The organism is Pasteurella oralis, from assembly GCF_002850605.1.
GTDB classification, from domain to species: domain Bacteria; phylum Pseudomonadota; class Gammaproteobacteria; order Enterobacterales; family Pasteurellaceae; genus Pasteurella; species Pasteurella oralis.
Genome location: NZ_NXGB01000010.1, coordinates 1 through 21,063, shown reverse-complemented (window position 1 = coordinate 21,063; position 21,063 = coordinate 1). Strand labels below are relative to the sequence as shown.

26 protein-coding genes are annotated in these 21,063 nt (G+C 36.9%); 14 read left to right on the top strand and 12 right to left on the bottom strand.

What is annotated here, in order from left to right:
• The first annotated feature begins 1 nt into the window (after position 1).
• Positions 2-592: a hypothetical protein gene (locus C0975_RS10590; protein WP_101776347.1), complete on the top strand. Its 591-nt coding sequence runs from the start codon at positions 2-4 to the stop codon at positions 590-592.
• Positions 593-661: 69 nt separating this feature from the next.
• Here C0975_RS10590 and suhB read toward each other — a convergent pair whose 3' ends face one another.
• Positions 662-1,465 carry an inositol-1-monophosphatase gene (gene suhB / locus C0975_RS10585; RefSeq protein WP_101776346.1) on the bottom strand — a complete coding sequence of 268 codons (804 nt, stop codon included), beginning with the start codon at positions 1,463-1,465 and terminating at the stop codon, positions 662-664.
• A gap of 244 nt (positions 1,466-1,709) precedes the next feature.
• Here suhB and C0975_RS10580 point away from each other — a divergent pair, with 244 nt between their 5' ends.
• The 9 genes from C0975_RS10580 to fdx all read left to right on the top strand — a co-directional run bounded on the left by C0975_RS10580 (position 1,710) and on the right by fdx (position 8,667).
• The gene (locus tag C0975_RS10580; protein ID WP_245853376.1) at positions 1,710-1,886 is read left to right on the top strand and encodes a hypothetical protein; all 177 of its coding nucleotides are present in this window, start codon (positions 1,710-1,712) and stop codon (positions 1,884-1,886) included.
• Between the two features lie 275 nt (positions 1,887-2,161).
• The gene (gene trmJ / locus C0975_RS10575; protein WP_101776345.1) at positions 2,162-2,878 is read left to right on the top strand and encodes a tRNA (cytosine(32)/uridine(32)-2'-O)-methyltransferase TrmJ; all 717 of its coding nucleotides are present in this window, start codon (positions 2,162-2,164) and stop codon (positions 2,876-2,878) included.
• Positions 2,879-2,953: 75 nt separating this feature from the next.
• Positions 2,954-3,418: a Fe-S cluster assembly transcriptional regulator IscR gene (gene iscR / locus C0975_RS10570; RefSeq protein ID WP_101776344.1), complete on the top strand. Its 465-nt coding sequence runs from the start codon at positions 2,954-2,956 to the stop codon at positions 3,416-3,418.
• Between the two features lie 54 nt (positions 3,419-3,472).
• Positions 3,473-4,687 (top strand): IscS subfamily cysteine desulfurase, encoded by a 1,215-nt coding sequence (locus C0975_RS10565; RefSeq protein ID WP_101776343.1) that lies wholly within the window; start codon positions 3,473-3,475, stop codon positions 4,685-4,687.
• A 266-nt stretch (positions 4,688-4,953) separates the two neighbouring features.
• On the top strand, positions 4,954-5,340 hold the full coding sequence (gene iscU, locus C0975_RS10560; RefSeq protein WP_101776342.1) for a Fe-S cluster assembly scaffold IscU: 387 nt from the start codon (positions 4,954-4,956) through the stop codon (positions 5,338-5,340).
• A 67-nt stretch (positions 5,341-5,407) separates the two neighbouring features.
• A complete protein-coding gene (gene iscA / locus C0975_RS10555; protein ID WP_101776341.1) occupies positions 5,408-5,731 on the top strand; it encodes an iron-sulfur cluster assembly protein IscA in 324 nt (107 codons plus the stop codon).
• A 43-nt stretch (positions 5,732-5,774) separates the two neighbouring features.
• Positions 5,775-6,293, top strand: a complete 519-nt coding sequence (gene hscB / locus C0975_RS10550; protein WP_101776340.1) for a Fe-S protein assembly co-chaperone HscB — start codon at positions 5,775-5,777, stop codon at positions 6,291-6,293.
• Positions 6,294-6,450: 157 nt separating this feature from the next.
• Positions 6,451-8,310 carry a Fe-S protein assembly chaperone HscA gene (gene hscA, locus C0975_RS10545; protein ID WP_174674059.1) on the top strand — a complete coding sequence of 620 codons (1,860 nt, stop codon included), beginning with the start codon at positions 6,451-6,453 and terminating at the stop codon, positions 8,308-8,310.
• 21 nt (positions 8,311-8,331) lie between these two features.
• A complete protein-coding gene (gene fdx / locus C0975_RS11495) occupies positions 8,332-8,667 on the top strand; it encodes an ISC system 2Fe-2S type ferredoxin (protein WP_174674058.1) in 336 nt (111 codons plus the stop codon).
• 62 nt (positions 8,668-8,729) lie between these two features.
• On the opposite strand, the gene mtgA is transcribed toward fdx, so the two are convergent.
• The 7 genes from mtgA to C0975_RS10510 all read right to left on the bottom strand — a co-directional run bounded on the left by mtgA (position 8,730) and on the right by C0975_RS10510 (position 14,082).
• Positions 8,730-9,470, bottom strand: coding sequence for a monofunctional biosynthetic peptidoglycan transglycosylase (mtgA, locus tag C0975_RS10540; RefSeq protein WP_101776339.1), 741 nt, complete (start codon positions 9,468-9,470; stop codon positions 8,730-8,732).
• Positions 9,448-9,756, bottom strand: a complete 309-nt coding sequence (trpR, locus tag C0975_RS10535; RefSeq protein ID WP_101776338.1) for a trp operon repressor — start codon at positions 9,754-9,756, stop codon at positions 9,448-9,450. Before trpR ends, mtgA begins: the two co-directional genes overlap by 23 nt.
• A gap of 28 nt (positions 9,757-9,784) precedes the next feature.
• The gene (locus tag C0975_RS10530) at positions 9,785-11,845 is read right to left on the bottom strand and encodes a transglycosylase SLT domain-containing protein (RefSeq protein ID WP_101776337.1); all 2,061 of its coding nucleotides are present in this window, start codon (positions 11,843-11,845) and stop codon (positions 9,785-9,787) included.
• A gap of 146 nt (positions 11,846-11,991) precedes the next feature.
• Positions 11,992-12,288, bottom strand: a complete 297-nt coding sequence (locus tag C0975_RS10525) for a YciI family protein (protein ID WP_101776360.1) — start codon at positions 12,286-12,288, stop codon at positions 11,992-11,994.
• A gap of 13 nt (positions 12,289-12,301) precedes the next feature.
• Positions 12,302-12,757, bottom strand: coding sequence for an acyl-CoA thioester hydrolase YciA (yciA, locus tag C0975_RS10520; RefSeq protein WP_101776336.1), 456 nt, complete (start codon positions 12,755-12,757; stop codon positions 12,302-12,304).
• Between the two features lie 2 nt (positions 12,758-12,759).
• Positions 12,760-13,314, bottom strand: a complete 555-nt coding sequence (locus C0975_RS10515) for a septation protein A (protein ID WP_101776335.1) — start codon at positions 13,312-13,314, stop codon at positions 12,760-12,762.
• A gap of 6 nt (positions 13,315-13,320) precedes the next feature.
• Entirely contained in the window at positions 13,321-14,082 is a 762-nt protein-coding gene (locus C0975_RS10510) for a hypothetical protein (protein WP_101776334.1), read from the bottom strand.
• Between the two features lie 285 nt (positions 14,083-14,367).
• Here C0975_RS10510 and C0975_RS10505 point away from each other — a divergent pair, with 285 nt between their 5' ends.
• Entirely contained in the window at positions 14,368-14,982 is a 615-nt protein-coding gene (locus C0975_RS10505) for an OmpW family outer membrane protein (RefSeq protein ID WP_101776333.1), read from the top strand.
• A gap of 76 nt (positions 14,983-15,058) precedes the next feature.
• On the opposite strand, the gene recN is transcribed toward C0975_RS10505, so the two are convergent.
• Complete coding sequence (gene recN / locus C0975_RS10500) at positions 15,059-16,735, bottom strand: DNA repair protein RecN (protein ID WP_101776332.1); 1,677 nt, start codon at positions 16,733-16,735, stop codon at positions 15,059-15,061.
• Positions 16,736-16,819: 84 nt separating this feature from the next.
• Positions 16,820-17,737 carry an NAD(+) kinase gene (locus tag C0975_RS10495; protein WP_101776331.1) on the bottom strand — a complete coding sequence of 306 codons (918 nt, stop codon included), beginning with the start codon at positions 17,735-17,737 and terminating at the stop codon, positions 16,820-16,822.
• Between the two features lie 163 nt (positions 17,738-17,900).
• Here C0975_RS10495 and grpE point away from each other — a divergent pair, with 163 nt between their 5' ends.
• Positions 17,901-18,476, top strand: coding sequence for a nucleotide exchange factor GrpE (gene grpE, locus C0975_RS10490; protein WP_101776330.1), 576 nt, complete (start codon positions 17,901-17,903; stop codon positions 18,474-18,476).
• Positions 18,477-18,578: 102 nt separating this feature from the next.
• A complete protein-coding gene (locus C0975_RS10485) occupies positions 18,579-18,962 on the top strand; it encodes a hypothetical protein (protein WP_101776329.1) in 384 nt (127 codons plus the stop codon).
• A gap of 3 nt (positions 18,963-18,965) precedes the next feature.
• Here the strand turns inward: C0975_RS10485 and C0975_RS10480 are convergent, their stop codons facing one another.
• Both C0975_RS10480 and C0975_RS10475 read right to left on the bottom strand, forming a co-directional pair.
• Positions 18,966-19,400: a DNA repair protein gene (locus tag C0975_RS10480; protein ID WP_101776328.1), complete on the bottom strand. Its 435-nt coding sequence runs from the start codon at positions 19,398-19,400 to the stop codon at positions 18,966-18,968.
• The gene (locus C0975_RS10475; RefSeq protein WP_101776327.1) at positions 19,400-20,434 is read right to left on the bottom strand and encodes an IS1595 family transposase; all 1,035 of its coding nucleotides are present in this window, start codon (positions 20,432-20,434) and stop codon (positions 19,400-19,402) included. Before C0975_RS10475 ends, C0975_RS10480 begins: the two co-directional genes overlap by 1 nt.
• 168 nt (positions 20,435-20,602) lie before the next feature.
• On the opposite strand from C0975_RS10475, the gene C0975_RS10470 reads away from it, so the two are divergent.
• A complete protein-coding gene (locus tag C0975_RS10470; RefSeq protein WP_101776326.1) occupies positions 20,603-20,947 on the top strand; it encodes a helix-turn-helix domain-containing protein in 345 nt (114 codons plus the stop codon).
• Positions 20,948-21,063: the final 116 nt, after the last annotated feature.

Here is a 21,063-nt window from a genome sequence, read left to right as displayed (position 1 = left end):
TATGAAAGTGTTCGCTGTATTATCGGCATTTCTAATGCCTTTCGTTGTACCGAGTTCTCCTATTGACGGTTATAAAGAACTTAAGTTTGGCATGACAATTGAACAAGCAAGAGAGACCAAATTATGTGAAACGGAATGGCGTTTACCTGATACTGATGATTGGCGACGTGTTGTACGTGGGTACTGGATTTGTGATAAATTTCGTTTTGATGATGGCTATGCATTAGCTAGATTACGTTTCATCGGTGGGCAGCTAAAAGCAATTGAGTTGCGCATGCCAGAGTATCCAAAATATCCTGCAGAATTGTTATTACATGTATTACAAGAAAAGTATGGTAAGCCTATGCATGTCGAGCAACGTGATTTAATTGAAGAAGATTTGCTACAAGGCAAGATCAAACGACGTAAGAAAAATGAAACAGCTCTTTTGGATACTCATCAGTTTGCTAAAGGGACGGTTGCTTTGACTTTACTAACTTATAATGATATTCGTCAACCCGCAGAAATTATTTATTCTGCACCTGAGTTATTGCTTCTTGAACAGAAATTAGAAGAGCGACCACAGCGTCGTACCTTATTGAGAGATTTATAAAGTAAAATACCCCAAGTTGTTGGGGTATTTTTATCTCAATTCTATTGTGCTAAGTGCGGTCTATTTTAGTTATTTTTTGAATACATCACCTAAACAAGGCTGAATTTTATTAAGCATTTCTTTCATTACACGTGGCGGTGCTGCGACAATATGCCCCGCGGTTAAGTAATGATGACCAGCATGGAGGTCACAGACTAAACCACCTGCCTCACGTACGATTAAATCGCCAGCAGCAACATCCCAAGCTTTAATGTCCATTTCAAAGTAAGCATCAACACGACCTGCTGCAACGTAGCATAAATCTAATGCAGCGGAACCAGTGCGACGAAAATCTGCTGCTTGTGTGATTAAGCTATTCATCACAGCAAATTGAATTGGCATTAAACGAGTTTGTTTAAATGGGAAACCTGTTGCAATGACAGTACCTGTTAGCTCACGTTTATTATCGACGCGTAAACGCGTATCATTGACTTTAGCGCCTTCACCACGAACTGCAGTGAATAATTCATTACGAATTGGATCATAAACTACGCCGACTTCAGTGCGACCTTTCACTCGAATAGCGATAGAAACAGAGAAATGAGGTAAACCTTTTACAAAGTTTGTTGTGCCATCTAGTGGATCAATTACCCATTGTACATCACTATCTTTTCCTTCTAATGCACCGCTTTCTTCAGTAATAATAGTATGTTCAGGATAAGATTTTTTAATTACTTCAATGATAGCTTGCTCAGATACCTTATCGATATTTGTGACATAATCGTTTGTATTTTTCAACGTCATTTGAATATCATCGCGGCGCTCATAACCTTTAGCAATTACATTGCCCGCTTTTCGTGCCGCACGAATAGCGATATTTAACATTGGATTCATTGTTTCCACCAGATTTTAAAGAACATAAAAAGGACTGGCATTATAGGTAATTTTAGTCAAGATAGCGAGAAAAATTTAAACTGAGTGTATTGATAAATTTAAATAAGGATGATTTTTCGATTAAGATCGAGAAATTTTCATTACATTACATCAACAAAACGGCATTCTTTTACAATTTTAATTTTAATCACCTAAAGTAGTGAAAGAAACAGGAACGATAATGTGAAATTTACTTGCGTGTCCTATGGAGGTAGAAACTTTAAATTCATGGGCCAAATGGCTTGAAGATATTGCCAAAGCTGCTGTTGTTGCAATACCTGTGGTAGTATTTGGGCATTATGGATTATTATTCAAATTTGTAAATTCAGGCGTATTAACAATTGGTGCTTATGTAACATTAGTGATAGCCAAGCAAAATTAGGAAAAACAAATCTTATTTTTCAATGGAGGAATAATGGAATATACATTGGGAATTGCAATTTGGACTGGATTAATGCTTTTACTGTTCAACATGCCTTAAAAGGTAAAAAAGACGATAAGTAATACATGATAATTAAAGTAAAGATAACAAAGAAAGTGGATGCCGTAACATCCACTTTTTTTATATGTATTCTAATAAAAAAGCACCAAATTCTTGACTAAAAATCATGGGTATTATGTTAGAATAGCCCCCTCTTTTAAATGGATGTGTAGTGTATGTTGGAAAATATTCGAATTGTTTTAGTGGAAACCTCACACAGTGGCAATATTGGTTCTACTGCGAGAGCGATGAAAACGATGGGATTACAGCGTTTGTATCTTGTGTCACCAAAACAATCAGTTGATGAACAAGCTATCGCACTTGCTGCTGGGGCAGAAGATGTGGTTAAAAATGCAATTACTGTTGTTGATTTTGATGAGGCTATTGCGGATTGTTCTTTAGTGATCGGAACCAGTGCGAGATTACGCCATTTACAAAATACCCTGATTGAACCTCGAGAATGCGCGGCAAAAGCAATTGCACATAGTGCAAATGGACAGATAGCTATTGTTTTTGGGCGTGAGCGGATAGGTTTAACTAACGAGGAGTTATTAAAATGTCGTTATCATCTTACCATTCCTGCCAATCCAGAATATTCCTCGTTGAATTTAGCGATGGCAGTACAGCTTATATGTTATGAATTCCGTATGACATATTTAGCTGAGCAAGAAAAGCCAGCGCCATTTTCAACAATAGAAAATATCTATCCAAATAGTGCGGAAATTGAACATTTTTTTACTCATACAGAACAGCTTTATACAGAACTCGGTTTTATTCAAAATCAAGGAGTTATGCCTAAATTAAGGCGGTTATATCAGCGAGCAGGTTTAGAAAAAAATGAACTGAATATTTTGCAAGGTATGTTAACTGCGGTCAAAAAACGACTCAAATAGTGTTTTTGAATAGTTGACTAATTTAGTATGATATGTAAATATTCCAAAATTGTTGATTAATTAAAGGAAAAAAAGATGAAATTAACCTCTAAAGGACGCTATGCAGTAACTGCGATTCTTGATATTGCATTACATTCAAACAGAGGCCCTGTGAGTTTATCTGATATTTCTGAAAGACAGCATATTTCGCTTTCTTATTTAGAACAGTTATTTGCGAAATTGCGTCGACGTGGATTAGTAAAAAGTGTCCGTGGACCGGGTGGGGGATATCAATTGGGATTACCGACTGATCAAATTTCAGTAGGTATGGTAATTAATGCAGTAAATGAGAATATTGATGTAACACGTTGTTTAGGACGTGGTGATTGCCAAGAAGGTGCAGAATGTTTGACCCATTCTTTATGGAAAGAATTAAGCCAACGTATTGAAGACTTTTTAAATGAAATTACGTTAGCTGAATTGGTTGAACAAAATCGTCAGAAATGCGCGCCAATTGAGTTTCACGGTGACTTTGATAATTTGATCATATTAGATAATTAAACCGATTGATGAAAAGTGCGGTTAAAAAATGAATTTTTTAGGAGTGAGAAACAAATGAAATTACCTATTTATCTTGATTATGCAGCGACTTGTCCAGTGGATGAACGTGTTGCCCAAAAAATGATGGAATACTTAACCGTTGAGGGAAACTTTGGTAACCCTGCATCACGTTCACATAAATTTGGCTGGCAGGCAGAAGAAGCTGTAGATATCGCGCGCAATCATATTGCTGATTTAATCGGTGCAGATTCACGTGAAATTGTTTTTACTTCAGGCGCAACGGAATCTGATAATTTAGCGATTAAGGGTGCTGCTCATTTTTACCAAACTAAAGGCAAACACATTATTACCTGTAAGACAGAACATAAAGCCGTATTAGATACTTGTCGCCAACTTGAACGTGAAGGATTTGAAGTGACTTATTTAAATCCAAAATCTGATGGTTTGATTGATCTAGCAGAATTAAAAAATACTATGCGTGATGATACGATCTTAGTTTCGATTATGCATGTGAATAATGAAATCGGCGTGATTCAAGATATCGCAGCAATAGGTGAACTTTGTCGTGCACGTAAAATTTTATTCCATGTTGATGCGACGCAAAGCGTCGGTAAGTTACCCATTAATTTAGCTGAGTTAAAAGTGGACTTGATGTCAATGTCAAGCCATAAGTTATATGGACCAAAAGGGATTGGCGCGTTGTATGTGAGCCGTAAACCTCGTGTGCGTCTAGAAGCTATTATTCACGGTGGTGGTCATGAACGTGGTATGCGTTCAGGTACATTGCCTGTACATCAAATTGTCGGCATGGGTGAAGCTTATCGTATTTGTAAAGAAGAAATGGCAACTGAAATGCCGCGTTTAAAAGCATTACGTGATCGTCTCTATAATGGTTTAAAAGATATCGAAGAAACTTATGTGAATGGTTCAATGACACATCGTTTAGACAGTAATTTAAATATTAGTTTTAACTATGTAGAAGGTGAATCACTAATGATGGCATTACGTGATATTGCTGTTTCCTCAGGGTCTGCCTGTACTTCAGCAAGTTTAGAGCCTTCTTATGTTTTACGTGCTTTAGGTTTGAACGATGAATTAGCACATAGTTCCATTCGTTTTACATTAGGGCGTTATACAACAGAAGAAGAAATTGATTACACTATTGACTTAGTCAAAAATGCAGTACAAAAATTGCGTGAATTATCTCCACTTTGGGATATGTATAAAGAAGGGATTGATTTAAGTACGATTGAGTGGACCCACCACTAAATTTGTGAATATTTCACCATATTGGCGGCGTTATGCTGTTTTACTGTGCACTTTGCACTGTCTTTAACAGCATGCCTTGTGACTGTTGAAAAGATATCACAAATTAAAAATGATAGATAAAACTTCACATAGGCGTTTATAAACAAAATTATGAATATAAAGAATGAAAAGTGCGGTTGTTTTTTTACTCATTTTGGTGAAATACATACCGTAGGATGCTAATTTAGGTTCTTGAAATTCTTTAAAAAACTTAAAGGAATACAAACATGGCATACAGTGAAAAAGTGATTGATCATTATGAGAATCCGCGTAATGTGGGTTCTTTAGATAAAAAAGATACTAATGTAGGTACAGGTATGGTAGGTGCGCCTGCTTGTGGTGATGTGATGCAGCTTCAAATTAAAGTCAATGATGAAGGCATTATTGAAGATGCAAAATTTAAGACTTATGGTTGTGGTTCTGCTATTGCGTCAAGCTCATTAATTACAGAATGGGTAAAAGGTAAATCCTTAGATGAAGCACAGGCGATTAAGAACAGCCAGATCGCTGAAGAATTAGAATTACCGCCAGTAAAAGTACATTGTTCAATTCTGGCAGAAGATGCAATTAAAGCAGCAATTGCTGATTACAAAGCGAAAAAAGAAGCCAAATAATGGAAAATTAAGTGGGGCAAATATTTGCCCCCTTAGTATTAAAAAAGAATATGGAGTAAATAATTTAATGGGTATTTCTCTCACTGAAACTGCGGCGGATCGTGTCAGAACATTTCTGACAAATCGTGGTAAAGGAATAGGCTTGCGTTTAGGAATTAAGACCTCAGGCTGTTCTGGTTTGGCTTATGTATTAGAATTTGTCGATGAATTACATGAAGATGATCACGTATTTGAGCAGTATGGTGTAAAGATTATTGTTGATACTAAAAGTTTAGTCTATCTCGATGGTACAGAGTTAGATTTCGTCAAAGAAGGATTAAATGAAGGTTTCAAATTTAATAATCCTAATGTTAAAGAACAATGTGGTTGTGGTGAAAGTTTTCATGTTTAAATATTGATCGCATTTTTTATTTTATTCTTAACTTGAGTTAAAGATGAACCCATTTAAAATTTTTGATTTACCCGTTGATTTTCATATTGATCAAGCCACATTATCAAGCCGCTACCTTGCTTTGCAAAAATCGTTGCATCCCGATAATTACACTACGCATTCAGCACAGGAACAACGTCTTGCAATACAAAAATCAGCAGAAGTCAATGATGCATTACAGATTTTAAAAGATCCGATTCTACGTGCAGACAGTATTATTGCTATTCATACTGGTGAACAACAAAATCTTGAAGAAAAGAGTAACCATGATATGGCGTTTCTAATGCAACAAATGCAGTGGCGTGAGTGTTTGGAAGAGATTGAGAATCAACGCAGTTGCGATAAACTTTTGGCTTTTTCGGCAGAAATTGAACAAACACGAAAAGTTATTTTAGCTGAATTATCTAGCGCACTTGCGGAATGTCAATGGTCGCAAGCAAAAGCAATTAACGATAAATTGCGTTTTATTAAAAAACTTTTAGTTGAAGTTGAGCGAGTAGAAGAGTCACTATTAGAAATTTAAGTTTAGCGCCATTTTTTCTAACTGCACTTAAGCGCTTAAGTAAGAATAAAGAAAATTGATTCATTCAGATGTAACCTGCTTAGTGGCATAGATAATTAAATAAAAAGAGCAAAACAAGCTATAATAAAAATAATATCATTTGAACAAGAGATAAATAATGGCATTACTCCAAATTGCAGAACCGGGTCAAAGTGCAGCACCGCATCAGCATAAATTAGCAGTGGGTATTGATCTGGGGACAACAAATTCTTTGATTGCGACAGTACGTAGCGGTACAGCTGATATTTTATTAGATGAAAAAGATCGTGCATTAGTGCCATCAGTCGTGCATTTTCAACGAGATAACGTGCTTGTTGGCTATGAGGCGAGTGAACTCGCAAGTAAGGCGCCAAATAATACAATTATTTCGGTTAAACGTTTAATTGGCCGTAGTTTGGCTGATGTAAAGCAGCGTTATCCGAATTTACCTTATCAATTTGAAGCAAGTGAGAACGGCTTACCCTTGATTAAAACAGTGAAAGGATTAGTCAGTCCGGTCGAAGTGTCTGCTGAAATTTTAAAAAAACTGACCGCACTTGCTGAGCAACGCTTAGCTGGCAAGCTTTCTGGTGCGGTGATTACCGTGCCTGCTTATTTTGATGATGCACAGCGCCAAAGCACTAAAGATGCAGCAAAACTTGCTGGTATTAATGTATTACGTTTATTAAATGAACCTACAGCTGCGGCGATTGCTTATGGATTGGATAGTGGGCAAGAAGGTGTGATTGCTGTTTATGATCTAGGTGGTGGCACTTTTGATATTTCAATTTTGCGCTTATCTAAAGGCGTATTTGAGGTGCTTGCAACTGGTGGTGATACGTCGCTTGGTGGTGATGATTTTGATCATCAATTAATGGATTGGATCGTACAACAATCGGGAACTCAACCACAAACAGCACAGCAACAACGCCTGTTAGTGGAGTTAGCGACTCAGATCAAAATTACTTTGACGACTAATACTAATGCGGAAATTGTCTATCAAGATTGGAAAGGGAATATTAGCCGTGAGCAGTTTAATCAGTTAATTGAAACATTGGTTAAACGCTCTTTATTAGCCTGTCGTCGCGCATTAAAAGATGCAAATGTCAGTATTGATGATGTGTGTGAAGTCGTTATGGTTGGTGGATCAACACGTGTGCCTTTTGTGCGTGAGCAAGTGGCAAACTTTTTCCAAAAACAGCCATTAACTTCAATTGATCCCGATAAAGTTGTGGCTTTAGGTGCGGGGATTCAAGCTGATATTTTAGTGGGTAATAAACCCGATACGGATATGTTATTGTTAGATGTCATTCCGCTTTCATTAGGAATTGAGACTATGGGGGGATTAGTGGAAAAAATTATTCCACGTAATACCACAATCCCAGTAGCACGAGCACAAGAGTTTACCACTTTTAAAGATGGTCAAACAGCTATGTCGGTACATGTTGTACAGGGTGAACGTGAAATGGTTGGTGACTGTCGCTCGCTTGCACGTTTTACTTTACGCGGTATTCCTGCAATGGCAGCTGGTGCTGCGCACGTTCGTGTAACATATCAAGTCGATGCGGACGGTTTATTGAGTGTGACCGCGATGGAAAAATCTACTGGTGTGCAATCGTCAATTCAAGTCAAACCTTCTTATGGACTGACAGATGATGAGATTGCTAATATGCTGAAAGCTTCTATGCTGAATGCAAAAGAAGATATTCAAGTGCGTTTATTAGCAGAGCAACGTGTTGAAGCTGAACGTGTATTAGAAAGTGTACGTTCCGCATTAAGTTATGACCAAGATTTATTGAATGATGAAGAATTAAGCACGGTTAAAAATGCGATAGTTTCTTTAGAAAGATTGCAAAAAGAAGGGGATACGCAAGCAATTAAGCAAGGGATTAAAGCACTTGATTTGGCTACCCAAGAGTTTGCTTCACGTAGAATGGATAAATCAATTCGTTCAGCATTAGCTGGTAAAGCAGTTGATGATGTCGTTAGTCAGAAATAGTATGAAGAAATAGGATAGAAAATGCCAAAAGTCGTTTTTTTACCCCATGATGATCTGTGTCCAGAAGGTCTGGCTTTAGATGTTACAGAAGGGGAGAACTTATTAGATGTTGCGCTGGATGCTGGAATTGATATTGAGCATGCCTGCGATAAATCTTGTGCTTGTACAACTTGTCATGTCATTATTCGGGAAGGTTTTGATAGCCTAAATGAAAGTAGTGAAGATGAAGATGATATGTTAGATAAGGCTTGGGGTCTTGAAGTTGATAGCCGTTTGAGCTGCCAATGTTTGGTAGGCAAAGAAGATCTCGTGGTAGAGATCCCAAAATATACTATTAATCATGCTCGTGAAGAGTAAACAAAAGGCTCAACCGATGTTGAGCCTTTTGCCTTCTAAACTTTATCAAAACAGACCGCACTTTAATCTAACTTATCTAAATAGCGTTTTCCTAATAAATTCATTTGTCGCAAAATTCGCATTTGTTTGCGTTTAACATAAGCACTGGGCTTATCTACTTTAAAGATGATTGGATTTGGGAGAACGGCAGCGAGTAAAGCCGCTTCTGTTTGAGTAAGATATTTAGCTGGTTTAGCAAAGTAATGCTGGCTTGCGGCTTCTACGCCAAAAATACCTTGTCCAAATTCCGCGATATTTAAATAAACTTCAAGTATTCGCTTTTTTGACCAAAGCGTTTCTAATACAAATGTAGTGGGCACTTCGATACCTTTGCGCAGCCAGCTTTGTCCGTGCCATAAATATAAATTTTTAGCAGTTTGTTGGCTAATTGTTGAACCTCCGCGAACAGTTTTACCCGATTTATTATGTTGTAGTGCAGTTTGAATAGCATGCCAATCAAAACCATTATGGGCAGGAAAAAGCTGATCCTCACTCGCAATGACAGCAAGCTGCATTTGCCATGCAATATTATCTAGACTAATCCATTGATAGTTCAGTTGATAATCAAAGTTACCTTGTAGTAGATGTCCTAGTTTCTTTTGCACCATATAAGCTGAAAAGGGAACAGGAACGACTCGAAATAGTAACGTACATGTTACTAATCCAAACAGAAAAAACGCAAAAATGCGGTAGATAAAAGGTTTAATTTGCTGCCAACAACTTAAGAAAGGAAATGTGCGTTTAATCTTTTTCTGCTTGCTCATCTAACTGTGTTTTAACCCAAGCCATAAATTCTGGTGGCATTGTTTTAATCATATTTGAACCACGAGTGATAGTAGCTGCACTGGTATTGAGATTTTGTTGGATTTCACGTTGTGGTATGTTTTTATCTAATAATTGTGCAATAATCTGTAAGCGTAAGCCTACGGAATCTCGCTCATCAGGGGTGAGTAATAAGGTTAGAATTTCTTGCTCTTTACCCTGTTCGAATGCGGTGCGTAACATTTCAACAAAAGCATGCCATTGTTCAAGGTTGCGACTGAGATACATAATTTATCCTCCTGTTTGGACTGTTACACTAGTATAATCGATTATATTCTTCTGTGCTAAATTTTTGCTGTGAACGTTGTTGTAAAATTTGATAATAGAAGTCGTAAGTTAATACATTTTGTACATAACCACGTGTTTCATAAAAAGGAATACTCGCAATAAATTCTGCCATAGTGAGTTTACCATCCGCTTTGGCTAGCCAACGATCTACTCGGCTTGCACCTGCATTATAGGCCGCCGCAATGAGAATTCGATTGTTTCCATATTTTTCATACAATTCTTGTAAATGTGCGGTGCCAAGCATGATGTTATCAAAAGGATCGAATAATTGGCTTTTATGAGTATAAGGCAGCCCTGCTTTTTGTGCTGTTTGTTTGGCTGTCGTTGGTAACAATTGCATTAATCCACGTGCATTAGCATGAGAGGAAACATTATGTTTCCATGCACTTTCTTGTCGCACGATTGCCATAGCAAAAGTGCGGTCGATATTTTTATTTTTTAAGTGTAAATCAAACCAATCAAGATAGGCATTTGGCAGTCGAAGCGCGATATGTCCCCAAGCTTTTGCTTGAATTGTGGCTTCAACGGCAAGGTCAAACCATTCTTGCATGTTGGCATAATGGGCGAGAGCGAGTTTTTGCTCAAAAGCAGCATTATCAAGTAATGTTTTCCACTCTAAATTCATGTTAGCTAAATCATTAAGCCAACGTAATTCAGTAATACGAGCCAGTGCATCAGGAAAAGTATCTTGTATCTTTTGCTTGACGTTTGGTATAAATGTACGCATTTCAGGTTGATATTCAAGCCCAAGTTCAGCACTAGCTAACATGGGATAAAAACCTCGCTGTTTAGCAAGAGATGTGAATATTTTTTCAGCTTGAGCTTGCGTATTCTTATCTTGTGCTAACCTCTTTGCTTGCCAATAACGCCATTCTTCCTTATTTTTTGCACTTTCAGATAACAATGCTAACCATGGATGGAGATCTGTTTTTTCACGAATAGCAGTACGAATTCGACGTTCAGTTAATGCATCATCTTTTAATGTGATAATGGTTTGATCGCGCCACTCTTGGATTGAGGAATTCTCACTATCAAATAAATGACTAATTAAGTTCTTTTTCCACTGATTTTTTTGTGACTGACTAAGAGCCAGTGCGCTTGCCCAAGCTTCATAAAGGGCAAATGGATCTTGATTGTTTTGTATTGCACCTTCTTTAAGTGTTTTGACAAAGCTTGGGAAATGGCTTAATACAATACGTTTAGCAAACGTATCCTGTGCGGAAATGTTGGGTGGGTAAAATACAGTATTCGGATTTTGTAACTGTTGTGGTGTTTGTGCTAGCTGTGTAAGTGCAATTAACCATTGTTTTAATTCTGTTTCTTTGGCTTGTTGCTGTAAATAGGTCAACAACCCTTGATTTTTTTGTTCAAAAGCGAAAACTGCACGCTCTTTAAGGGATTCATTACTGAGATAACCTTTTTCAATCCATATTGCTAGTACAGGATCACATTGTTTAGGTAAGCTAGCGCCAGTTAGCCATAATTGAGCCACTTTTTTTTGCCATTTTTCTGTTGAAAGTGCGGTCGATTTTGGCAAAGTTTCGTATTCTGCTTGCAGAATGATACAACGGGAAACAACATCTTGAGGTAGATTTGATACATTCTCAATAATGTTCTGCCAATCTGACTTGGCTTGAGCTTGTTGTAGCCATTGTTTTTTTAATTCGATGGCAAAAGGAAGTGCCGAATAGCGTTGTTGGTAAGCATCGATTTGTTCTAAGGTTAATTTATCTTGTGTGGCTTTTAAATATTGATATTGTGCATAAGGATAAAGTGGATAGTCCTCAATTTGAACTAATAGCGCATTAACAAGTGTTAATGTTGCTTCACTTTGTGAGCGACTGAGCAATTGTTGGATTTTTTGATAGATTTGGCGTGCTTTTTGTTGTTGTGAAACTACTTTGGAATGTTGCTCCAATATCGTATTTTCTATTACTTGTTCTGAATTTTGGGAAGGCTGATTTTTAGCCAATATCGAAATTGAAAGCAACGTAAATAAGCAACCGAATGTCAAAGCAGGGAATTTCATGAAGTTCTCTAAAATTGTTAAAGTTTAATTATTATACAGTTTAGACCGCAGTTTTAACTAAAAGTGCATTTGATGTTTCTTGCCCTATTTACGCAAAAATGGGCGAAAGTTCAATTTCGCCCAAACATGTGATGAAAAGAAAGAGGTTAGAAGACACGTTTGAACGGTTTAACCATTACGTCAGCATAAACGCCAGCTTCAATATAAGGATCTTGGCTTGCCCATCGTTTGGCATCTTCTAGATTTGCAAATTTCGCAATTACAGTTGAGCCAGTAAAACCAGCTTCACCAGGGTTTTCATCATCAATAGCAGGATTTGGACCTGCGACCAATAATCGATCTTCTGTTTGAAGTTGTGTTAAACGTGCAAGGTGCTTATCACGTACAGCTAAACGTTGTGCTAATGTATTGGGTTTATCTTGTGCAAAAATAACGTAGTACATCATAGTTTTTTCCTCATGAGTTAACTTGGGATAATGCTTTTTCTAATTCAGGGTTATTTTCTCTTGGTACTGAGCGAGGTCGCCCGTCTTTATCGACTGCAACAAAAGTAAAAACAGCTTCTGTGACACAATAACGCTCACCTATTGGCTCGCTTGATACTTTTTTGACCCAAACCTCCATTTTTATTTTTATTGATGAACGTCCAATATGGAGACATTTACCATAACAACAAACAACATCACCAACTGAGATAGGTCGTATAAATGTCATACTGTCTACGGCAATAGTGACAACTCGCCCATGTGCAATTTCTTTGGCTAAAATTGCACCACCCATATCCATTTGTGACATGATCCAGCCACCAAAAATATCGCCATTAGCATTCGTATCAGAAGGCATTGCAAGCGTACGCAATAAAAGAGTGCCTCTTACATCACAGCTTTTTGATGTATCAATCATCGTTGTCATAATCATTCCTTATTATTGCTATTGATTTGTGGAAGATAGCGATAAATATAAATACCCGTAATTAGCGTGGCAATTAACGTCATACCAATAATGCCAAAGGTTTTAAAATCAACCCAAATATCATCGGAGAGGTATTGGCTAATATAAATGTTAATTAGCATACATAGAATAAAAAAAACAGCCCAGCCAAGATTGAGTTTATGCCAAACCTGTTCAGGCAATTCAAGGCTTTGATCTTTACTTAACATTAGTTTAATCAAGTTTTTGTTAAAACCATATTGACTAACGAGCAGGACTAACGCAAAGATGGCATAAACGATAGTGACTTTCCATTTTAAGTATTCGAGTTGGTTAAAGTAAGCAGTTAATGCGCCAAAGAAAACGACTGCAATTCCCATGATCAGTTGCTGTTTTTCAATTCTGCCATACTTAATTTTTAGGATAAGTAACTGGATGACAGTGGCAATCATTAAAGTTAAAGCGGCTTCGCGAATACCGACTAATTTGTAAACAGCGAAAAATAAAATAAGTGGGATAAATTCGAGTAATTGTTTCATAGTAAATTACGCCTTTTGCATAAAAATAGTGTAAAAACGGTAAGTAAAGACTAATGAGAATAGGGTTAAAAATGCTCTTATACCATCAATAATCGTTTCAAAAATTAAATTGATATTGAAGATAGAAATATGTCGCATCAATAATGGCAATAGAAAATGAATAATTAAATAGTATAAAAATAAAGGCGTAACACGTTTGACTCCTGCTTGCCATGTAGTCTGAAAAGCTTGGCTAATCGTGATGTGATTAGTTATATAATGTACAGAAGTGAGACAAAAACGGATAAATAAATAAAGACCTAATCCCATTGACAGCGAAGAAAAAATCGATGGCTGTGTTTTATTCACGACTAAAGCGAGGAAAATTTCAGAAACCCCAATAATTATTGGCGCTAATAAAATAATATTGATTAGAAGTACTCCAATGAATCGCTTCAATACAATAGTAATACTGATACTAAGTGAAAATGAGTGATTTTGGCTCACTTGATGAATGGAAAGTAAGCACCACGTGGCGATAAATAAGTAAATTAATTGGTGGACTAATAAAAGTATTGCAATATTTGGGGTTGCAGAATCCATTCCAAATATTTGCGTTAATTCTTCATTATTATTTGTAACAGCTTCTATTGGGGTCATTAGACCTAACAATACATTGATGAATAAATCGCTTATAAAAAAAGCAAGTACAAATGTTAAGACAAGTTGACGCTGGTTTTGAATAAAATTCCAACTATCTTGCAAAATTTTCGTAAAATTTATAGGCATTGATTAAGACTCAGATTTGGACTCAAAAAAGATGGAAATATTATACTGCTTTTTGGCGTGAAATTCATAAAAACCATTACTTTGATCTATATCATTTTTACTTTGTTTGAGAATTAAATGTAAAAATGCGTTAAGTCTATATTAATTTTTTTAACGAAATTTTAAAAACTTGATAAAGATCAGAAAAATAGTACCTTGAAGGTGGTATTCTGCCCAGCGTCTAAAAAGACATCGTTTTTTAGGGGGATATTCTCCTTTAGGTAATAGACAGATGAGGTATTTTTTATGAAAAAAGCAATATTGGCATTAAGTATAGTTGCATCATTAGTGGCAACTTCTGCTGTAGCGCATGAAGCGGGTAACATTATTGTTCGTGGTGGTCCAATTGTTGTCGTTCCAAAAACATCAACTAACAGTGATACGTTCAAATTTGAGGTGAATTCCAATGCACAATTGGGTTTAACCGCGACTTATATGGCAACTGATAATATTGGTATTGAGCTTTTAGCCGCAACGCCATTTAGTCATGAGATTACATTAGGTAATACACTTGTTGGTAAAACAAAACATTTACCACCGAGCCTTTATGCGCAGTATTATTTCCTAAATAAGGACTCAAGTGCGCGTCCTTATGTTGGCGCGGGCGTTAATTACACCACGTTTTTTAGTGAAAAAGCAGTATTAAATGGTGTGACCGACCTCAAATTAAAAGATTCTTGGGGCATGGCATTCAATGCTGGCGTTGATATTAAATTAGCCGATAATTTATTTTTAAATACAGCTGTTTGGTATGCAAAAATTAAATCAAAAGCTACATTTAAATTAGGTAATGATGAACATAAAGTCGATGTAAAATTAGATCCTACAGTATTCTTTTTGGGATTGGGTTATCGCTTTTAATTCAATGTAATTTTTCATTTCTTATTTACACAAATGGGCAAATACATTGCCCATTTGTGCGCTAATCATTTCAGAGTTAAGAAACCAAATCGAGCATTTCTTGTGCATTTGCTAATGCGCTATCTGTTACTTTGCTACCACCTAATAGTTTAGCTAAGGCTTTTACTCTCTGTTGTGGCGAAAGTGCTGTCATTTTTGTTTCAGTTTTGCCTTCTACTGTTTGTTTTTCGACAGTGAAATGTCGATGGCCATGGCAAGCGACTTGTGGTAAATGTGTCACACAAATCACTTGACAACGTTGTCCTAATTTACGTAGTAATTTACCAACAACACTCGCAGTTGCTCCGCTAATTCCAACGTCAACTTCATCAAAAATTAAGGTAGGAATCGCTGATCTATCAGAAGTTAATACTTGAATTGCTAAAGAAATACGTGAAAGTTCACCACCAGAAGCAATTTTAGTTAATGGTTGTGTCATCTGACCTAAATTACTACGTAACATAAAGACCAAATTATCTGCACCATGCTGGTTGATCTTATTGTAATCTGCATTTAATTCGATGAAAAACTCACCATTTTCCATAGCGAGTTTTTTAATTGATTGTGTGACTTGTTGGGCTAATTTTGTGGCGCCGATTTGGCGACTTTGATGTAATGCTAGTGCCGTTGCTTGCATTTGTGCATATGCTGCTTTTTCTTGGGCAATTAACATTTCTTCACTATCGGAAAAGTCAATCAATTGCGCCAATTCTTGTTTTAAACAGCGATGTAATTCTACTAAGTTTTCAGGTTTCACATGATGTTTACGTGCCAGTTGTAATGCTTGCCCTAAGCGTTGTTCTATTTCATAGAGTGATGTTGGGTCTTGTTCTATATCACTAGCAAGCTGCTGTATTTCACTTGTTGCTTCTTGCACTTGAATTAATGCTTCTTGTAATAAACTTGATACATTATTGTAACGAGAATCTAATTCACAAAGCTCGTCTAAATATTGGGTGGCTTTATAGAGTAGTGAGTCAATACTTACCGTTTCATTTTCACTTAATAACTGTAAAGTTGACTGTGAAAGCGTGGTTAATTGTTCACTACTTGATAAGCGCTTTTGCTCTTCTTCTAATGCGAGGTATTCATCTGGGCGTAAATTAAATTCATCTAATTCTTCTACTTGATATTGTAAAAGTTGTTTTCTTGCTTCATTTTCAGTGACTTTTTGTTGAAAAGTTTCAACTTGGTATTGCAGAGCTTGCCATGTTTGGTGATCAGCTCGCATTTGTGCCAATAAGTTTGTGTGGGCACAAAAATTATCGAGCAATCGTAATTGATAGTCTGTCTTGAGCAATAATTGTGAGGCATGTTGTCCATTGATATGCACTAAATATTGTCCCAGTTCTTTGAGTTGAGCTGCTGAAACAGGAATACTATTGATAAAGGCTTTTGAACGCCCGTCATGATTAATAATACGGCGTAAGATACATTCATTAGGATTTTCTATATCTTGTAGTTCTTGCATTTGCAGCCATTGGAAAGCAGGAGTGTTTTTTTCGAGTGAAAATGTGGCGCAAATATCAGCACGTTCTTGCCCTTCTCGTAACATATTGATTTCAGTGCGCTGACCAAGACAAACGCCTAGTGCATCAATCGCAATTGACTTTCCAGCACCAGTTTCTCCAGTGATGACAGACATACCTTCAGTGAGTTCAATATTGAGGTGGCGAACGATAGCGAAATTATTAATTGTCAGTTGAATAAGCATAATAAACCCTCTTTACTGTATATTTATCAGTTTATAACTGTTTTTATATACAGTAAAGCGATTTTTGTTCATTTTTTGTGTTTTTTAGACTAGATTTCTAAGCCAACCCAATTTTGAGCTCAGTACTTTGTAATAATTATAATTTTTTAGATGTAACAATCGTAATTTATACTGGCTTTTCTGGATATGTACAATATCATCAGGCGAAAATTCTAGCGCAATCTGGCTATCACAACCTACCTCTAATTGTGCAGTATTGTATTCTGCAAAACGGATAGAAATTTTGCTGTCGCCGTCAATGACTAAAGGACGTGAGGAAAGCGTATGCGGAAACATTGGCACTAAGGCAATTGCATTTAACTGAGGCGTTAAAATAGGACCGCCAGCGGAGAGTGAATAAGCGGTTGAACCTGTTGGTGTAGAAATGATTAAGCCATCAGAACGTTGTGAAAAAGCGAATTTATCATTAATATAAACATGGAAATCTATCATATGAGCAATTTTGGCAGGGTGAATAACGGCTTCATTGACTGCATTGCCACTGGCAATAATTTGTCCATCGCGTTCTACACTAGCTTCTAGGATAAAACGTTCTTCAACAAAAAACTCGCCTTGCTCTAAACAAGCTTGCAACTGCGCGTAAGCATTTTTAGGGTCGATATCTGTTAAGAAGCCCAAGTTGCCTCTATTAATACCGATTAGGGCAATGTCATATTTTGCGAGGATACGCGCACGCCCTAACATATTACCATCACCACCAATCACAATCCCTAATTGTGCTTTTTGTCCAATATCTTCAACGGAAGCTAAATAGTCTTCGTTTAAACCAAGCTGTTCACCTATTGGGCGTTCAACCAATACTTGATAGCCTTTTTCGATGAGCCATTGAAAAAGATTTTTATGCATTTGTAAGGTCAAATCATGGCGAGGTTTACCTAATAATCCGATGATTTGAAATGAGGATTGTAGCGCTTTAATATCAACCGCATTTTGGTATTTCATTGCATGTTCCATTTGGCGAAAAAACTGACCGCACTTGAATTCAAAAAATCAACCACTATATTACACACAAAACCTTTTATTTGTCAGCAAGTATCTATAGATGTGCTAACTTTTATATTTTTTGCTAGAATCAATCAAAATTTTATTATTAACGGAGAATGCAATGTCAGCAAAAGAACAACAAATTGAAAATGAAGAAGTTATTCAAGAAGAAGTTGAGTTAGAGCAACCAATCGAAGAAGTAATAGAAGAAGATCCTTTAGAAGAAGCTATTGCTCGTGTTCAAGAATTAGAGGCTCAGTTAGAGCAAACAGTAAAGAAAGAACAAGATTTATTGTTACGTACACGTGCTGAAATTGATAATATCCGCCGCCGTACAGAACAAGATGTTGAAAAAGCACATAAGTTTGCATTAGAAAAATTTTCTAAAGATATTTTAAATACGATCGATAATTTAGAACGTGCTTTAGCGACGCCTGCAAATTTAGAAGATGAAAGTGTGAAAGCATTGTTTGATGGCGTTGAACTAACTTTGAAAGAACTGCTTTCGACCGTTGCTCGTTTCGGTGTTGAACCTGTCGGTGTTGTTGGTGAAACCTTTAATCCTGAATTACATCAAGCAATTTCTATGCAGCCGATGGAAGGATTTGAAACAAATCAAATTACGGTTGTGCTACAAAAAGGCTATTTATTGAATGGTCGTGTTATTCGTCCTGCAATGGTAATGGTTGCTGCATAATTACAAGAAATTTTAGGTATTATGTAGCAGTTGCACAAAGATTTAACCGCTTGAAAACATTAACATCCCTATTGAAATTTTCACTCAATAGGGATTTTTATTATGACACAAAAGTTACTCAAACACGAGTTAGTTGAACGGTTGCTTCAACTGAAAGAAAAACAAGATTTATTAACGGTGCAAATGCAGCTTTTAGCTCAAGAGATTAGCGAGTTGGCAGATCCATTTATGCCGAAAACACCGAAAAGCCAGTCTGTGATTACCGCTCGTTTAATCGCACAAGTATTAAAGGAAAATCAGGGTACGTGGTTGGTATGTGGAGATATAGCAGAACAGGCATTACGATTAGTGGGGCAGCTACAATTTGTTGATGTGGGGGATAACCATTATAAAGCAGTCAAAAGAATGTTGTTGCGGTTGGAGAAAAAAGGATTGATTGAGCGTACAGGGTTTCATTGGCGTTTAAAAACCTTGAAAACTAATTAACAGTTACGCTTTCAATCTCCACCGCACATCATTTGCTTTTAATGCTATTCGTTCTACCACACCTTTATTAAGCCAATGCTTCAATGCACCACGCACGGAAACGGTATGCTGCGGTTGAATAATTGGCTCTTGTCCATCTCGCATAAGGACAAGTTCCGTTAATTCATTAACAGTAAAGTAATGATTTGGTTTTACTTTCATTTCAGCAAGCACCATTTGGCGTAGTTTTCCCTTGAAACGATGCTGATAAGTGCGGTAGGTATAAAGCTCTGTATTATATTCATCAGTTAGGGCTTCTGATTGCATAACCTCAAGGGCTGCTTGTAGTTTATCAAGCTTACTCTCCACCAAAGCAAGATGTTCTAGCACTTGTTTTCGTTCACGTTGCAAGCGGTCAATTTTTGCCTGAATTTGGCTTAAATAAATTTTCTTTGCCATTACATTACCAGCCGTTCTACTTGTCGATGATTACCTTGCCAATAGCCTTTCCAAACATTATCTGATGACGTGCTGAGGCATTTACTGGTGATATCATTGAAAATGGTTAAATTATCCAGTTTACGAGTATCTTCACGATAGGCGACTTCGTTCGCATAATTATCAAGATAGATGTTACTCATCTTGTGGACTTGTCCGTAATACATTCGTTTGAAACGTGCAAAGTAACTTTCGGCAAGGTTGTTGGTAATCCCTTCATCGCTACGATATTCTTTTTGATGGTTCACACGTTGTAAGTCGTAATCCACTATCAATTCATCATAAGCTGAGTTTTCGTCTGCATGAATACGGCTGTTTGGCTCAATATATGCAGTGGCTAATTTCTTCACGGTTTCTGAATTTTCTGACAAAATAGGAAACGTGATGGTTCTCTTTGCACCGACTAGTTGCGGATTAGATAAAGTGTCCTGTTCAGTGTAACGTTCACGCATTACCAGTACGCCACGTTTATTTGGATTGGCATTTTCTTTTAAGCGTCTATCTACTCGGTCTGCTTTCTTATTCTTTGGACGTGGAGCGGAATGCACGTAAGTACCATCAATATGGATTTCGCCTGACAAGGGAAAAAGCTCACGCTGTACAATCAGGCTTTCTCGGATTTTATGTGATAAAGTAAAAGCGGTTTTATACTGTACATTCAAATCACGAGAAAGCTGGCAAGCGGAAATGCCTTTTACCGCATTCACAAATAACGCAATAGCGAATAAGTAGGTTTGAATAGGTAATTTTCGATTGGCAAAAATGGTGCTAGATGTCACTGAAAACTGATGTTTACAGTGGCGGCAGCGGAATTGCCGTCTGGTTTTATAAATATAGCATTTATGCTTGATACCACACTTCGGGCAAATCTGCTCATCAATGCTTTGCCATCTGGCTTGACAAAGCAAATCGTGAGCTTCGTCATCAGAGAGTTGTGCTATCTGAAGTGGCGATAACTGACGAGATTTTGAACTCAGTAAAAAGTGCTGTGTCATAAACCCAAAATGAAAAAATGTACATAAAACGCACAATAAAAAATAAACTCATCGAATAAATACCACTACCTAGCTTATGCTCAAATGCGATATAATGATGACCATAATTTGCAATTATACGCTCAAATGCGATAATTGTCAATCTTAATTTTGATAAGGAACGTGCAAATGCGTATATCAGAGAGATTGAAACAAATCTGTGAGTTGAAACATTGGCGGATCAAGGATTTTGCTGAAATGACAGAATTACCCTACCGCACCATGCAAGGATATATCGGTGGCGAACGTGAGCCGAATGCCGAAGGTATGACTGCGATTGCGAAAGTCGGTATTAACTTGAATTGGTTAGTAAGTGGTGTAGGTGAAATGTTTACCCAAGATGCCATTGAATTAGCCGATCAGGAAAAACAATTACTTTCCCATTTCAGACAATGTAATTCATTAGGGAAAAAAGCAGCTGAATTAAATATTCAGGCACTCTCTCAAACCAAAGAATTTAATCAAACAATTTAATTAGATTAGAAATAATTAAATAACTCTTGACAACCATAATTAAGGACGAAAAATGAGCCTACAAGCCTACAAGCCTACAAGCCTACAAGCCTACAAGCCTACAAGCCTACAAGCCT

Coding starts and splice junctions, on each gene's coding strand:
- C0975_RS10530 (WP_101776337.1), bottom strand. CDS start 11,845: ATGAAATTCCCTGCTTTGACATTCGGTTGCTTATTTACGTTGCTTTCA.
- trpR (WP_101776338.1), bottom strand. CDS start 9,756: ATGTATCTCAGTCGCAACCTTGAACAATGGCATGCTTTTGTTGAAATG.
- iscU (WP_101776342.1), top strand. CDS start 4,954: ATGGCATACAGTGAAAAAGTGATTGATCATTATGAGAATCCGCGTAAT.
- fdx (WP_174674058.1), top strand. CDS start 8,332: ATGCCAAAAGTCGTTTTTTTACCCCATGATGATCTGTGTCCAGAAGGT.
- iscA (WP_101776341.1), top strand. CDS start 5,408: ATGGGTATTTCTCTCACTGAAACTGCGGCGGATCGTGTCAGAACATTT.
- iscR (WP_101776344.1), top strand. CDS start 2,954: ATGAAATTAACCTCTAAAGGACGCTATGCAGTAACTGCGATTCTTGAT.
- hscB (WP_101776340.1), top strand. CDS start 5,775: ATGAACCCATTTAAAATTTTTGATTTACCCGTTGATTTTCATATTGAT.
- C0975_RS10515 (WP_101776335.1), bottom strand. CDS start 13,314: ATGAAACAATTACTCGAATTTATCCCACTTATTTTATTTTTCGCTGTT.
- C0975_RS10485 (WP_101776329.1), top strand. CDS start 18,579: ATGACACAAAAGTTACTCAAACACGAGTTAGTTGAACGGTTGCTTCAA.
- C0975_RS10525 (WP_101776360.1), bottom strand. CDS start 12,288: ATGTACTACGTTATTTTTGCACAAGATAAACCCAATACATTAGCACAA.
- C0975_RS10505 (WP_101776333.1), top strand. CDS start 14,368: ATGAAAAAAGCAATATTGGCATTAAGTATAGTTGCATCATTAGTGGCA.
- C0975_RS10565 (WP_101776343.1), top strand. CDS start 3,473: ATGAAATTACCTATTTATCTTGATTATGCAGCGACTTGTCCAGTGGAT.
- mtgA (WP_101776339.1), bottom strand. CDS start 9,470: ATGAGCAAGCAGAAAAAGATTAAACGCACATTTCCTTTCTTAAGTTGT.
- grpE (WP_101776330.1), top strand. CDS start 17,901: ATGTCAGCAAAAGAACAACAAATTGAAAATGAAGAAGTTATTCAAGAA.
- C0975_RS10580 (WP_245853376.1), top strand. CDS start 1,710: ATGGAGGTAGAAACTTTAAATTCATGGGCCAAATGGCTTGAAGATATT.
- C0975_RS10510 (WP_101776334.1), bottom strand. CDS start 14,082: ATGCCTATAAATTTTACGAAAATTTTGCAAGATAGTTGGAATTTTATT.
- C0975_RS10470 (WP_101776326.1), top strand. CDS start 20,603: ATGCGTATATCAGAGAGATTGAAACAAATCTGTGAGTTGAAACATTGG.
- yciA (WP_101776336.1), bottom strand. CDS start 12,757: ATGACAACGATGATTGATACATCAAAAAGCTGTGATGTAAGAGGCACT.
- C0975_RS10495 (WP_101776331.1), bottom strand. CDS start 17,737: ATGAAATACCAAAATGCGGTTGATATTAAAGCGCTACAATCCTCATTT.
- trmJ (WP_101776345.1), top strand. CDS start 2,162: ATGTTGGAAAATATTCGAATTGTTTTAGTGGAAACCTCACACAGTGGC.
- C0975_RS10480 (WP_101776328.1), bottom strand. CDS start 19,400: ATGGCAAAGAAAATTTATTTAAGCCAAATTCAGGCAAAAATTGACCGC.
- suhB (WP_101776346.1), bottom strand. CDS start 1,465: ATGAATCCAATGTTAAATATCGCTATTCGTGCGGCACGAAAAGCGGGC.
- C0975_RS10475 (WP_101776327.1), bottom strand. CDS start 20,434: ATGACACAGCACTTTTTACTGAGTTCAAAATCTCGTCAGTTATCGCCA.
- recN (WP_101776332.1), bottom strand. CDS start 16,735: ATGCTTATTCAACTGACAATTAATAATTTCGCTATCGTTCGCCACCTC.
- C0975_RS10590 (WP_101776347.1), top strand. CDS start 2: ATGAAAGTGTTCGCTGTATTATCGGCATTTCTAATGCCTTTCGTTGTA.
- hscA (WP_174674059.1), top strand. CDS start 6,451: ATGGCATTACTCCAAATTGCAGAACCGGGTCAAAGTGCAGCACCGCAT.